Source organism: Parafrankia sp. BMG5.11 (genome assembly GCF_004337455.1).
The window spans coordinates 187,027-200,230 of the sequence record NZ_SJXI01000027.1 but is presented as its reverse complement, the minus strand read 5'-3'; the positions used below and the strand labels follow the sequence as shown (position 1 = coordinate 200,230).

15 protein-coding genes are annotated in these 13,204 nt (G+C 68.2%); 11 read left to right on the top strand and 4 right to left on the bottom strand.

Annotated elements, in window-relative coordinates:
- Positions 1-4: 4 nt before the first annotated feature.
- From E0504_RS18935 to E0504_RS18920, 4 genes are all read right to left on the bottom strand, one after another.
- Positions 5-322, bottom strand: coding sequence for an AtpZ/AtpI family protein (locus tag E0504_RS18935; RefSeq protein ID WP_131625288.1), 318 nt, complete (start codon positions 320-322; stop codon positions 5-7).
- 158 nt (positions 323-480) lie between these two features.
- Positions 481-888, bottom strand: a complete 408-nt coding sequence (locus E0504_RS18930; RefSeq protein ID WP_131625287.1) for a YdbL family protein — start codon at positions 886-888, stop codon at positions 481-483.
- Positions 888-1,064, bottom strand: a complete 177-nt coding sequence (locus E0504_RS18925) for a YnbE family lipoprotein (protein ID WP_373693916.1) — start codon at positions 1,062-1,064, stop codon at positions 888-890. Before E0504_RS18925 ends, E0504_RS18930 begins: the two co-directional genes overlap by 1 nt.
- 77 nt (positions 1,065-1,141) lie before the next feature.
- Positions 1,142-4,483: a YdbH domain-containing protein gene (locus E0504_RS18920; RefSeq protein ID WP_207974476.1), complete on the bottom strand. Its 3,342-nt coding sequence runs from the start codon at positions 4,481-4,483 to the stop codon at positions 1,142-1,144.
- Between E0504_RS18920 and radC the strand changes: the two genes are divergently transcribed.
- The 11 genes from radC (at position 4,415) to E0504_RS18865 (ending at position 13,199) form a co-directional block, all read left to right on the top strand.
- Entirely contained in the window at positions 4,415-5,134 is a 720-nt protein-coding gene (gene radC, locus E0504_RS18915) for a DNA repair protein RadC (protein WP_131625683.1), read from the top strand. The two genes, E0504_RS18920 and radC, sit on opposite strands and share 69 nt — an antisense overlap.
- Before the next feature lie 48 nt (positions 5,135-5,182).
- Positions 5,183-6,496 (top strand): adenylosuccinate lyase, encoded by a 1,314-nt coding sequence (gene purB / locus E0504_RS18910; protein WP_131625286.1) that lies wholly within the window; start codon positions 5,183-5,185, stop codon positions 6,494-6,496.
- A gap of 79 nt (positions 6,497-6,575) precedes the next feature.
- Positions 6,576-6,956 carry a hypothetical protein gene (locus E0504_RS18905; RefSeq protein WP_207974474.1) on the top strand — a complete coding sequence of 127 codons (381 nt, stop codon included), beginning with the start codon at positions 6,576-6,578 and terminating at the stop codon, positions 6,954-6,956.
- On the top strand, positions 6,953-7,627 hold the full coding sequence (gene pyrF, locus E0504_RS18900) for an orotidine-5'-phosphate decarboxylase (RefSeq protein WP_131625285.1): 675 nt from the start codon (positions 6,953-6,955) through the stop codon (positions 7,625-7,627). The genes E0504_RS18905 and pyrF overlap by 4 nt, the downstream gene beginning before the upstream one ends.
- Positions 7,624-8,130 (top strand): GNAT family N-acetyltransferase, encoded by a 507-nt coding sequence (locus E0504_RS18895; protein ID WP_131625284.1) that lies wholly within the window; start codon positions 7,624-7,626, stop codon positions 8,128-8,130. Before pyrF ends, E0504_RS18895 begins: the two co-directional genes overlap by 4 nt.
- 9 nt (positions 8,131-8,139) lie before the next feature.
- Positions 8,140-8,778 carry a phosphoribosylanthranilate isomerase gene (locus E0504_RS18890; protein ID WP_131625283.1) on the top strand — a complete coding sequence of 213 codons (639 nt, stop codon included), beginning with the start codon at positions 8,140-8,142 and terminating at the stop codon, positions 8,776-8,778.
- Positions 8,779-8,830: 52 nt separating this feature from the next.
- The gene (gene trpB, locus E0504_RS18885) at positions 8,831-10,042 is read left to right on the top strand and encodes a tryptophan synthase subunit beta (RefSeq protein ID WP_131625282.1); all 1,212 of its coding nucleotides are present in this window, start codon (positions 8,831-8,833) and stop codon (positions 10,040-10,042) included.
- Complete coding sequence (locus E0504_RS18880; RefSeq protein ID WP_131625281.1) at positions 10,039-10,233, top strand: hypothetical protein; 195 nt, start codon at positions 10,039-10,041, stop codon at positions 10,231-10,233. Before trpB ends, E0504_RS18880 begins: the two co-directional genes overlap by 4 nt.
- Positions 10,230-11,018 carry a tryptophan synthase subunit alpha gene (gene trpA, locus E0504_RS18875; protein WP_131625280.1) on the top strand — a complete coding sequence of 263 codons (789 nt, stop codon included), beginning with the start codon at positions 10,230-10,232 and terminating at the stop codon, positions 11,016-11,018. The genes E0504_RS18880 and trpA overlap by 4 nt, the downstream gene beginning before the upstream one ends.
- Positions 11,019-11,030: 12 nt before the next feature.
- A complete protein-coding gene (gene accD / locus E0504_RS18870) occupies positions 11,031-11,879 on the top strand; it encodes an acetyl-CoA carboxylase, carboxyltransferase subunit beta (protein ID WP_131625279.1) in 849 nt (282 codons plus the stop codon).
- Positions 11,880-11,906: 27 nt separating this feature from the next.
- Entirely contained in the window at positions 11,907-13,199 is a 1,293-nt protein-coding gene (locus E0504_RS18865; protein WP_131625278.1) for a folylpolyglutamate synthase/dihydrofolate synthase family protein, read from the top strand.
- Positions 13,200-13,204: the final 5 nt, after the last annotated feature.

Genomic DNA, 13,204 nt, shown 5'->3' with positions numbered 1-13,204 from the left:
GATCCTACCTGCGGTCGTCGTTGTCAGGATGGCTGTCGAACTGCGCGGAGGTCTTCATCGCGCGGCGCGTGCCCGCGGCGAAGCCCAGCACGAGCATCACGATCATGCCCCACGGCGCGCTGTCGAAGCCGGCCCAATTATCGAACGCCCAGCCGATGAAACCCGATACCAGCACGGCGCCGATGAATTCGATGCCCACAGCCCAGCCGCGCGTTTCCGCCTGCCCCTGGGCGTTGGTGACGCCCTGGTGCTGCCGCGCCTGCGCGTCGGCTATACGGCGATCGAGGTCGTCGCCGGGATTATGGTCGTTCTGATCGGCCAAAGCGAGCTGTCCGTTAGCGCGGGCCAGCCCCCGCGGACGGACGACTGGTTCGATTATAGACGGAACCGGCCCCGGCCGCGAGTGGGCCAGAACCGGTGCGCCGCCCCCTTAGGCAGGGGTCTAAGCCGAGTCAACCGGCCCCGGCATGACCGCCGCAGTTACTGGGCGATCTTAGCCTGCAGCGCGGGGCAGCGGCTGTCACGCTGCGGCGGGGCGCTGGTGCGCGTCTGCCAGCTGCCGTCAGGCGCCTGGTATTTTTCCCCCGGCGTGGTCCGCGCGATCGCGATGCACCCGGCGGTGAGCGCATATTCTTCCAGCGTTACCGGCGGATTGGCCGCTTGCGCGCGCTGCGAATAAAGCGCCCGGCGCTTGATATTGATGTCCGATACGATCCGCTGCAGGCCTGCCCCGCCGCTGACGATGCCGAGATAGCCATCCATCTTCTCACCCACCTGGCCCGAAGCGCGTGCCGCTTCGTAGGCCGGGTCGCGCTGCGCCATCGCGGGTGCGGCCACGACCATGCCGGCGAGGCTGGCTGCCGCGAAAAACTTTGCCACAGTGTTCATCAGAAGATGTCCTCGTTTTCGTCGATCGTGCTCTCCGCGTCCGCGGCGAGCCGATAGATCACTTCCTGCCGGATGTTGACGTTGAGTTCGATCACGATCGGCTTGTCAGGGGCAGTCACATTGACGCACCCACCCACCATCGCGATCCCCAGCATCGCCAGCGGCAATACCCCCACCTTCGAACCTGCGCGCCTGATCCCGCTCATCGGCGGGATTGTCGCAAGGCCGCGGGCGCGGGTCAATTCGCAAGGGTTCATGGCAGTATCTCGCTTTCCGAGGTCTGAACGGGAGGGCTGTCGGGGATGAGGTCGTCGGGCGTGATCGCAGGCGGCGGCGGAGTGACCTCGCGGCGCAGGACGTTGCCTTCGTCGTCCAGCAGCCCCACGTCGCGCGGATCGCGAGTCGACGCCGGATCGTACATCGCCTTCAGTGACGTGATCAGCGAATAGAACGGCGCGCGGATGTTGATGTTGAACCGGATCGGCAGGTTCTGGAACCGTCTGGTGATGAAGTTGCGCCTGGCGTTCGCGCCTTGCTTCACTCCGTCGAACCGTACCCGGGTGACGATCTCGCCCGTCAGGTTGCCGTCCATCGCGACGCTCATCTGCTGGTAATCGAGCGACTTCAGCGCCTCGAACGCGAAGTTCGCCATCGTGCCGAGATCCTCGCGTGTGAGTTCCCCGACATACGACACATTACCCCCGGGCGCCCGCGCGATCAGCAGGCCGCCTTCGATCCGGCCGTTCCCCTGCTGGTCGAAAACGATCGGCAGGGTGCCGTCGAACGTGCCGGTGGCCGAAATGTTGGGCAGTTCCATCCGCTGGACGAACTCCGCCGCCTGAAGTCCCTCGATCTCGAAGACATAGCGCCGTTCCTCGCTGACGCCGAGGTTGAGGCTGGTCGAGCGCAGGGTCAGCGTGCCGCCCATGAACGGCCAGGTCGCGCCTCCGACGCCCAGGACCTGCCCGTTGCGCAGCGAGAACACGAGTTCGCCGTCAGTCACCTCGATACCCGGGTTGACCGACCCGATGCGGAGACGTTGGTCGGGCGCCGTGGTCAGCCCGATCAGGTCGATGAATTCGACCGTCCCGCTCGCGCCTTTCACCGGACCGAAAGCGGCGGCGAAATCGAGCGCATCGCTGGAAAAGCGGCCGGAACTGGTGGTGCCGCGCTCATCCCAGTCGATCCGCCCGGTCCCGCGCACGGTGCCGAACACGTTGGCGACCACGCCCTTGGCGCGCGGGGTCAGGGTGGCGGGCTGCAGGCCGCGGTCAAACACCAGGCCACCGACCGCCAGGTCCGCATGGCCCACCCCGGTTTGCAGGTTGTGCAGGATCGCCACGTCCGTCACCTCGCGCCCGCTGGCGGGTTCCTGCAAGGTGGCGTTCGCCCGGATGATGTTGTCCTGTAAAGTCAGCGTTCCGCCTTGCGCGATCAGCGGATTGAAGCGCGGTGCGGCCTCCCGGTCGATCAGGCGGAAATTGCCGTCGGCCAGGCTGAGCACGCCGCCGGCGTAACGCCAGGTGCCCGACGCCTGCATCAGGTTCATCGGCACGGAGAACAACCGGATGTCGGCGTCGGCGAACCTGCCCGCGATCTCTCGCCCAAAGGTCGCCGTGAGGTTGGATATGCGGAACGTGCTGGCGGTCGCCGGCGGGCCGAGCGCGACATCCACCGCCTGCGCGCTCAGCGCACCGGGATAGGCGAAGCCCACCGCTCCCGTGCGCAGGCGAATGGGCGTGCTGGCCAGCCGTCCCGACAGGTCGAGAGAGGGCGCCCCCGCGGCGATACGCAGACCCTGCGCGGAGTGCCGCACGATCGGCTGGCCGCGGACGGGGCACAAGGTGAGCGACCTGCGCTCCAGCGTCAGCGAAGCCACCTCCAGTTGATCGAAGCCGATCTGCGTGCAGCGGTTCCACAGCGCGAGCCCGCTCCGCCGGGACCAGTTTCCGCTGAGGGGTAGCAGGAGGTTGCGGGTCGATCCGCCCGGCAGCGCGCCGCTCGCCCGCGCGCGCCCGGAAAAACCCAGCGCGCCGTTAGGGGATTGGGCGAGGACCAGCTCGGGGATTTCCAGAACGCTTCTGCCAGCGCGGTATTCGGCCATGCGCAGCCGCAGGACCGACCGGCCGGCGGGCGTGCGCTCCATCCGCCCGGCGATCCGGGGCAAGCCCGCGCCGCCCGTGGCCAGATTGCCGGCAAAGCGCGGCGTGCCCTGCCCGGTGATGCTCAATTGCCCTCGCGACAGCGCCAGCAGAGTGGCGCCGCTGCCCCCCCGCAAGTTGGCCTGGGGGATGACGAGGGTGGTGACGCCGCCGGTGCGGCGGGCGGTCATTTCCGCGGTCAGCGTGCTGGCCCTGCCCTCACGCGCGAGCGCCGAGCGCGTCTGGGACAGCAACGGTGCCAGCAAGGTGCCCTGCGCCGATCGTGCCGCATCCGCCAGCACCCCATCCAGTCCCGCGCCAACGCGCAGGCCATTACCGGCGATCGCGGATTGCACCTCCAGCGTGCGCAGGCCGTCCCGCGCACGCACCGTGCCATCGGCCGTCACCAGTGCGGCGTTCGCTTGCGGGTGCGCGAGCCCACGCGCGGCAAGCGAGTACCGAGCCGTGAGCGCACCTGCGCGCCAGGTGGCGTTGGCCGTCCCCGCCAGGCCGTTGGCGCGTGCGCCGGCGACCCGGGCCGGGCCCGTTTCCAGGCGCCCCCGCCCCTCCACTCCGGCGAAGTCCGCATCGATCGCGGCATCGACCGTCACTGCCGCCCTGGCGAGCGCCAGACCCTGGCCCGGACACGACAGGCTGGCGAACCGCGCGGGTCCTTCGATCCGCGCCTTCCCGCTGGCCGTGGCCACCTTGCCATAGAGCGATGCGCCGCGCGCCGCACAGCCGCCGCCGTCCAGCGTGGGCGCGGCGACCGCGAGCATGCCGGTGAACCCGTTGTCGATCCGCCCTTCACCCTCCGCCTTGATGCCCAGGGGACCGTAGTCGCTTTCGATCAGGGCGCGTCCATCGATCAGCCGCAGGTCGATCCGCGGCAGGCCCGGCGGCTGGCCGGTGTCGCGGAACAGCGCCTTGTCGAGCGTGCCAAAGCTCAACCTGCCGCCGCGCGCCGTCCCGAACAGGCGCGGACGAACCAGCGTGATCTGCCCGACCGTGGGCGCACCAAGGCGCAGCTTGATCGGCACTTCGGCGCGTTCGATGGTCAGGTCGGGCCGACGGGGATCGCCGACGACGATGTTGGTCAGGATCTGCCGGTCGGGGCCAATCCGCTCGATCGTGTAGGTCGCGGGGATGTCATACTTTTCGAGCTGGTCCTCGATCAGGTTGCCGGCGATCCGCTCTCGCGAAAGCCATCCCGCCAGCACCACCGCAAGCAGCACGAGGATGAAGGCGAACAGGACGCGCAGCCAGACCCGGCGGCGGCGCGGCTCACCGTCAGCTACAGCTTCGTCAACGTCGCCGTCCGCGCTCGTCATCGGCCCCCACTTGCGCGCGCTGCCCACCAAAGGCAATGCGCCGGTGTGAACGAGATGCCGGGGGAAAGGTTGCCACCACCTGAAGCCGAAACGCCCGGTGCCTCGAACGGCGCTGCCGGCCACCGGGCGCGGCTGCGCAGACGGCTGCTGACCGGCGGGGCGGAGGCGCTGGCCGACTACGAAGTGCTCGAATACCTGCTGTTCGCCGCCAATCCGCGCGGGGATACCAAGCCACTCGCCAAGGCGCTGCTGGCGCGTTTCGGCACACTCAACGCGGTCCTGAATGCGGAGCCGGGCGCCCTGACGCAGGTGACCGGCATGGGCGGAACCGGGGCCGCCGCGCTCAAGGCCGTGGCCCTGGCGGCGCGCCGGATGGCAAGGGGCGAGGTGCAGGCCAAGCCCGTGCTCGGCAGCTGGCAGGCGCTGATCGATTACCTGACGATCGACATGGCGCACCTGACCGTCGAGCGGGTGCGGGTGCTCTATCTCGATACCCGCAATCGCCTGATCGCCGATCACCACGTGGGCGACGGATCGATTGATGAAGCGGCGATCCACCCGCGTGAGGTCGTTCGCAAGGCGCTCGATGTCGGCTCGACCGCGCTGATCCTAGTGCACAACCACCCGAGCGGCAATCCCGAGCCGAGCCGTGCCGACATCGACATCACCCGCCGCATCGCCGAGGCCGGGCGCCTGCTGGGCATCGTGGTCCACGATCACGTGATAGTCGGCCGCGAAGGGCACGTGAGCCTCAGGGCCAAGGGGTTGATATAGCCGGGCGCGGCCCCTAGCCGCTGGCGCGCAGCCAACCGGAGTCACGACATGGTCCCCCGCTATTCCCGCCCCGCGATGACCGCCATCTGGGAGCCGGAGGCGCGCTATCGCATCTGGTTCGAGATCGAGGCGCACGCGACCGAGAAGCTGGGCGAGCTGGGGGTCGTTCCGGACAGCGCGGCGCAGGCGTTGTGGAAGTGGTGGGCGACCGAGCCGACCATCGACGTCGCCGCGATCGACGCGATCGAGGCGGTGACCAAGCACGACGTGATCGCTTTCCTCACCTGGGTGTCCGAGCAAGTGGGTGAAGAAGCCCGCTTCATGCACCAGGGCATGACCAGTTCCGATGTGCTCGACACCACGCTGTCGGTCCAGCTTGCGCGGGCGAGCGACATTCTGCTCGACGATCTCGACCAGCTGCTCGCCGCGCTGAAGCGCCGGGCGGAGGAGCACAAGTACACCCCGACCATTGGCCGCAGCCACGGGATCCATGCCGAGCCGGTGACCTTCGGCCTCAAGCTGGCGCAAGCCCATGCCGAGTTCGCCCGCTGCCGCGAGCGGCTGGTGGCGGCGCGGGCCGAGATCGCGACCTGCGCGATCAGCGGCGCGATGGGCACGTTCGCCAACATCGATCCGGCGGTCGAGGCGCATGTCGCTGACCAGCTCGGCCTCGCGATCGAACCAATCAGCACGCAGGTGATCCCGCGCGACCGGCACGCGATGTACTTCGCCGTGCTGGGAGTGATCGCCAGTTCGATCGAGCGGTTGGCGATCGAGGTCCGCCACTTGCAGCGGACCGAGGTGCTGGAGGCGGAGGAGTATTTCTCCCCCGGGCAGAAAGGCAGCTCGGCGATGCCGCACAAGCGCAACCCGGTGCTGACGGAAAACCTCACCGGGCTGGCGAGGATGGTTCGCAGCGCGGTGGTGCCGGCGCTGGAGAACGTCGCGCTGTGGCACGAGCGTGACATCAGTCATTCGTCGGTGGAACGCTTCATCGGACCCGATGCGACCATCACGCTCGACTTCGCGCTGGCGCGGCTCACTGGCGTGATCGACAAGCTGCTGGTCTATCCGGAGCGGATGCAGAAGAACCTCGACCGGATGGGCGGCCTGGTCCACTCGCAGCGCGTGCTGCTGGCGCTGACCCAGGCAGGCGTCAGCCGCGAGGATGCCTATCGGCTGGTCCAGCGCAACGCGATGAAGGTGTGGGAAAGCGACGGCGCGCTATCGCTGCTCGACCTGCTGAAGGCGGACCCCGAAGTGACCGCTGCGCTTTCGCCGGCCGAGATCGAGGACAAGTTCGACCTCGACTACCACTTTGCCCAAGTCGACACGATCTTCGACCGGGTGTTCGGCCGGTAACGGCGCACCTGTCCCCCGCCCTTCCCTTCGCCCCGGCTTCATCCTAGACCGGCGGCAAGGCTTACAGGAGTTCGAGCGCATGCAGATCGTCCGCACAATTCTTTGGGTCGCGCTGCTGGTTCTCCTGCTCGCGTTCAGCTTCTTCAACTGGCGCCCCGTCGAAGTGCAAATCTGGGATAACCTGGTGCTGGAAACCAAGATCCCGGCGCTGGTGGTGACGTCGTTCCTGCTCGGCCTGATCCCGATGTGGCTGGTCCACCGGGGCAGCAAGTGGCGGCTGCAGCGGCGTATCAGCACACTGGAGACCTCCGTGCGCGCCAACGCCGTGACGCCGGCTGCGCCCGCAGCGTCCTCGCTGTCACCCGCGCCTGCGGCCGCGCACGCCCATCCGGCCGCCGAACCGCTGGCTCCCGCGCCGGTCGACGGTGCACCGGTGCGGCGGGACGACATCCTGGGATGAGCAATCCGGTCTACCTTGCGCTCGATTTGCCGCGGCTGGATGACGCGAGGGCGCTCGCCTCCAAGGTCAAGGGCCATGTCGGCGGCCTCAAGCTGGGGCTCGAATTCTTCTGCGCTCATGGCCACCACGGGGTTCACGAGATCGCGCGGGTTGGCCTGCCGATCTTCCTCGACCTCAAGTTGCACGACATCCCCAACACGGTCGCCGGGGCTATGCAAGCGATCCACGTGCTGGAACCGGCGATCGTGACCGTCCACGCCAGCGGCGGGCGGGCGATGATGGAAGATGCCAAGGCGGCGGCGGGCAATGGAACCCGGGTCGTCGCGGTGACGATGCTCACCAGCCTCGACGAGCGCGACCTGCAGCGCACCGGCGTGAACGGCTGCGCGCACGACCAGGTGATGCGGCTTGCCGACCTTGCCCAATCGGCCGGGCTCGATGGCATCGTCTGCTCTGGACACGAGGTTAAGGCGGTGCACGGCCAGTGGAAGGATGGCTTTTTCGTCGTCCCCGGCCTGCGGCTGGCGGACCACGTGGTCGGTGATCAGAAGCGCGTGGTCACCCCGCGTGCCGCGCGTGACGACGGCGCCAGCGTGCTGGTGGTCGGGCGGCCGATCAGCCGGGCCGAGGACCCGCTCGCCGCCGCGCGCGCCATCGAGGCGACGCTTTGAGCGCAATCGAGCGCGCAGCGCCCGGTGATGCCCCTGCCCTCAAGCGCCTGCTCGAGGCGGCGTATCGCGGCGATTCGGCGCGGCGCGGGTGGAACCATGAGGCCGACATCCTCGACGATGAGCGGGTCACTGCTGAAGAGCTAGCCGGCGTGCTGGCCGATCCACAGACCGCGATGCTGGTGGCGCGCGGGGGCGACGCTCTGGTGGGCTGCGTTGCGGTTACCCGCAAGAAGGCGCACCTCGCCTACCTTGGAATGCTCTGCGTCGAGCCTGCTCTCCAATCGTCGGGTCTCGGCCGCCGCCTGCTCGATGCGGCGGAGGAGCGCGCGCACCAGGATGGCGTCGCTGCGATGGAGATGACCGTGATCGATACCCGCGAGGTCCTGATCGCCTGGTACGAGCGGTGCGGCTACCGAAGGACGGGTGAGACCCGCCCGTTCCCCGTGCGGCGCGATCCGCCGATCACCTTTGCGGTGCTGGAAAAGTGGCTCACCACAGCCTAGGTGCGCGTCATGCCAGCGCCCCTGATCAAGATATGCGGAATCAGCGATGCCGCTGCGCTCGATATCGCGATCGCGGAGCGCGCCGACTACGCCGGCCTGGTGTTCTTCGCGCCCAGCCCGCGTAACCTGAGCTTCCCTGATGCCGCAGCGCTCGCCCAGCGATCCGGAGCGGCGATCAGCCGGGTGGGGGTGTTCGTCGATCCGGCCGACGACCTGCTGCGCGAGGCGGTCGAGGCGGGGCGACTGGGCGCCCTGCAGGTTCACCGCGTCACGGCAGCGCGGCGAGCGGAAATCCGCGCCCGCTTTGGCTTGCCCGTGTGGGCAGTGGTGGAAGTCAGCCAGCCCGCCGATCTCGCCGCGCGCGCCCATCTCGAGGCGGCGGACCGCGTGATCTATGACGCCAAGACGCCAGCGGGCAGCGCGCTGCCGGGCGGCATGGGGTTGGCGTTCGACTGGACGATGCTGTCGGGCATGTCGCAGCCCGCGCCATGGGGACTGGCCGGCGGATTGAGCCCCGCCAACGTGGCCGAAGCGGTGCGCATCACCGGTGCGCCGCTGGTCGACGCGTCCAGCGGGCTCGAAAGCGCGCCCGGCGTAAAGGACCCCGACAGGATCCGGGCGTTCATCGCCGCTGCGCGCGGTGCCTGACGGGCGCAATCCCTACTCGACTTCGCCGGGTAGCGCCGCCAAGGGATACGCCATGAACACCGCTCCCAACTCCTACCGTAACATGCCGGACGAACGCGGGCACTTCGGCGATTACGGAGGCCGTTACGTCGCCGAAACGCTGATGCCGCTGATCCTGGAGTTGGAGACCGCGTATCGCTCCGCGCAGGCGGACCCGGCTTTTCAGGCGCAATTCGACGATTTGATGGCCCACTACGTCGGCCGCCCCTCTCCGCTCTATTTCGCCGAGAGACTGACTGAGGCGCTGGGCGGCGCGCAAGTGTGGTTCAAGCGCGACGAGCTCAACCACACCGGCGCGCACAAGATCAACAATTGCATCGGCCAGATCCTGCTCGCGATCCGCATGGGCAAGCGCAAGATCATCGCCGAAACCGGCGCGGGCCAGCACGGTGTCGCCACCGCCACCGTCTGTGCGCGGTTCGGCCTGCCGTGCACGATCTTCATGGGCGCGACGGACGTTAGCCGCCAGCAGCCCAACGTGTTTCGCATGAAGCTGCTCGGCGCCGAGGTGATCCCCGTCACCAGCGGCGCGGCGACACTGAAGGACGCGATGAACGAGGCGATGCGCCATTGGGTCGCGAACGTGGAAGACACGTTCTACATCATCGGCACCGCCGCGGGCCCGCACCCGTACCCGGAGATGGTGCGCGATTTCCAAAGCGTGATCGGCACCGAAGCGCGGGCGCAACTGCTCGAACGCACCGGCCGCCTGCCCGACCTGCTGGTCGCCGCGATCGGCGGCGGCAGCAACGCGATCGGTCTGTTCCATCCCTTCCTCGACGATGCGGAGGTCAAGATGCTTGGCGTCGAGGCGGCGGGGCATGGGCTCGACAAGGAACACGCCGCGTCGCTCGCGGGCGGATCGCCCGGCGTGCTTCACGGCAACAAAACCTACCTGCTGCAGGACGACGACGGCCAGATCACCGAAGCACACTCGATCAGCGCGGGGCTCGACTATCCCGGCATCGGCCCCGAGCACGCCTGGCTCAAGGACACCGGCCGGGTCGAATACACCGCCATCACCGATGACGAGGCGCTGGACGCGTTCCAGATGCTGTGCCGCACCGAGGGCATCATCCCCGCGCTCGAACCCAGCCACGCCATCGCCGCCGTCGCCAAGCGCGCGAAGGAGATGGACCGCGACGCGATCATTTTGGCAAACCTGTGCGGGCGCGGGGACAAGGACATCTTCACGGTGGCGGAGCATCTCGGAGTCCAGATGTGAAGACGCCGACGCTGGCCGAAGCCGGCCGCTTTATCCTTATTGTCTTTGGCGTCCTGTTGATCTGCCTGATCGCGCGAATCCTGGTGTTCGACGGTCCGCGCGAAAGCATCGGCGCGGGTGACATCGTCGTCGCCATTACTGCCGCCGTGCTGATCATGGGTGGCTGGCTGAGCAAGAGCGAGCAACCATGACACGCCTTGCCTCCGCATTCACCAAGGGCCACTCCGCTCTCGTCTGCTTCATCACCGCAGGCGATGGCGACACCGCGGCCAACCTTGACGCGCTGGTCGCGGGCGGCGCGGACGTGATCGAACTGGGGATGCCATTCACCGATCCGATGGCCGACGGGCCGGCGATCCAGGCGGCGAACCTGCGCAGCCTTGGCGCGGGCACGACCACCCGTGACGTGCTGATGATCGCCAACGAGTTCCGCGACCGTCACCCCGATGTGCCGCTCGTGCTGATGGGCTATGCCAACCCGATGATCCGCCGCGGACCCGAATGGTTCGCCGCGGAGGCCAGTGGTTGCGGTGTCGACGGGGTGATCTGCGTCGACATCCCACCCGAGGAGGATGACGCGCTCGGCCCCGCGCTGCGTGCCGAAGGGATCGACCTCATCCGCCTAGCCACTCCGACCACCGACACCGCGCGGCTGCCGGCGGTGCTCGAAGGTTCGTCCGGCTTCGTCTATTACGTCTCGGTCGCCGGGATCACCGGGCTGCAGCAGGCCGCCACCGCCTCGATCGAGAGCGCGGTCGCCCGGCTCAAGACCGCGACCGACCTGCCGGTCGCTGTCGGCTTTGGCGTGCGGACGCCGGATCAAGCCAGCGCGATCGCCCGGGTTGCGGACGGCGTGGTCGTCGGCTCCGCGCTGGTCGAACTGTGCGCCCAGCCGAACGCCCCTGAACGCTTGCAAGCGCTGACCGCTTCGCTAGCGGAAGCCGTCCACACAGCACGGAAAGACGTCCATGTATAAGGAACCCCGGGCATGAGCTGGCTCAGCCGCGTCCGCAACTCGCTCCCGTTCGTCGCCAAGCGCGAGACTTCCGATAACCTGTGGATCAAGTGCCCGGGTTGTCAGGAGATGCTGTTCATCAAAGAGTTCGAGGACAACCTGGAAGTCTGCCCCCGGTGCAACTTCCACGGGCGGATCGGCGCCGACAAGCGCCTCAGCCAATTGCTCGACGCCGGATTCGACGTCCTCCCGCAGCCGAGCGTGAAGGAAGATCCGCTCAAGTTCCGCGACACGAAGAAGTACACCGACCGCCTGAAGCAGGCGCGCGCCAAGAACCCGCATAGCGATGCCTTCAGCGTCGGCTCCGGCGCGATCGGGGGACGGCCGGCGGTGGTCGGGGTGCAGGATTTCGGCTTCATGGGCGGCAGCATGGGCATGGCGGTCGGCACCGCGTTCGTCGCAGGCGCGGAGCGGGCGTTGGAGCGGCGCTGCCCCTACATCGTGGTGACCGCAGCGGGCGGCGCGCGGATGCAGGAAGGCATCCTCAGCCTGATGCAGATGCCCAAGGCGACCGTGATGACCCGCCGGCTGAAGGAGGCCGGCCTGCCCTATATCGTCGTGCTGACTGACCCCACCACGGGCGGCGTCACCGCGAGCTATGCCATGCTGGGCGATATTCACATCGCGGAACCCGGCGCATTGATCGGCTTTGCCGGTCAGCGAGTGATCCAGGACACCATCCGCGAGCAGCTGCCCGAGGGGTTCCAGCGCGCCGAATACCTGCACAAGCACGGCATGGTCGATATGGTGGTCGAGCGGAAGGACCTGAAGAATACGCTGGCGACCCTGATCGAATACCTCGCGCCGGCGCGGGCGGCGTAGCTCTTCTCCCGCACGCGGAGGGCGCGGATGAAAGACTTTGCGACATCGTCCGATCCCGCGGTGCAGGCGCAGCTCGATCGGCTGGCGAAGCTGACGCTGCCGCAGGCACGGTTCGGGCTGGAAACGATCCGCGCGCTGCTGGAAAGGCTCGGCAACCCGCAGGACCGGCTGCCGCCCGCGTTCCACGTTGCCGGCACCAATGGCAAGGGGTCGACCTGCGCCTACCTGCGCGCGATGCTGGAGGCCGGCGGGCTGACCGTCCACACCGCCACCAAGCCGCACCTCGTCCGCTATAACGAACGCATTCGCATCGCGGGCGAGCTGATCTCGGACGATGAGCTTGCCGGGCGCCTGAAGGACGTGCTGGATGCTGGCGAGGACCTCGGCCCCAGCTTTTTCGAGGTCACCACTGCCGCTACCTTCCTCGCTTTCGCGGAGGCGGAGGCCGACGCGTGCATCATCGAGGTCGGCCTGGGCGGCCGGTTCGATGCGACCAACGTGCTTCCGCACCCCGCCGCCTGCGGGATCGCCAGCCTCGGTATCGATCACGAAGCATTCCTGCTCGCACCCGAAGAGGGCACGCCCGATGATCCGATCGCGCGCATCGCGTTCGAGAAAGCGGGGATCGTCCGCCCAGGCCGTCCACTGGTGACGATGAGCTATTCCGAAGCCGCCGAACTCGAAATCGAGCGCGCCGCGCTGGCCGCCGGGGCACCGCTGCACATGCGCGGGCGCGACTGGTCGGCACACGTGGGAGAGCGCATCGAATACGAGGACCGGCACGGCCGCCTTGCGCTGCCCCTTCCCGCACTCGCCGGCGCGCATCAGGCGGATAATGCGGCACTCGCGGTGGCGATGCTGCGGCACCAGGATTTCGTGGCGGTCGACCCGCTGGCGATTAACGAAGGCATCCGCAGCGCCCGCTGGCCCGCCCGGCTGCAACTGCTGGGCGACGGACCTCTGAGCGCTTTGGTCGCGGGGCGCGAGCTATGGCTTGATGGGGGCCACAATCCCGACGCCGGGGCGGCCATCGCTCGTCATTTTGACAAGCCCGTGCACCTCGTCATCGGAATGTTGGCGAACAAGAACCCGCGCGCGATCGTCGATCCGCTGGAGGGTCGGATCGCCAGCCTGTCGGCGGTGCCGATCGCCGGAAGCGACTGTCACGACGCGCCGGCTTTCGGCCCCGGCTGCCGTGCCTTCGCCAGCGTCGAGGACGCGCTGCGCGCGATCGAGCCGGACGGGCGGCCGATCCTGATCGCCGGCTCGCTATACCTCGCAGGAGAGGTCCTGCGGGCGAACGACGAGATCCCCCGCTGATCGCC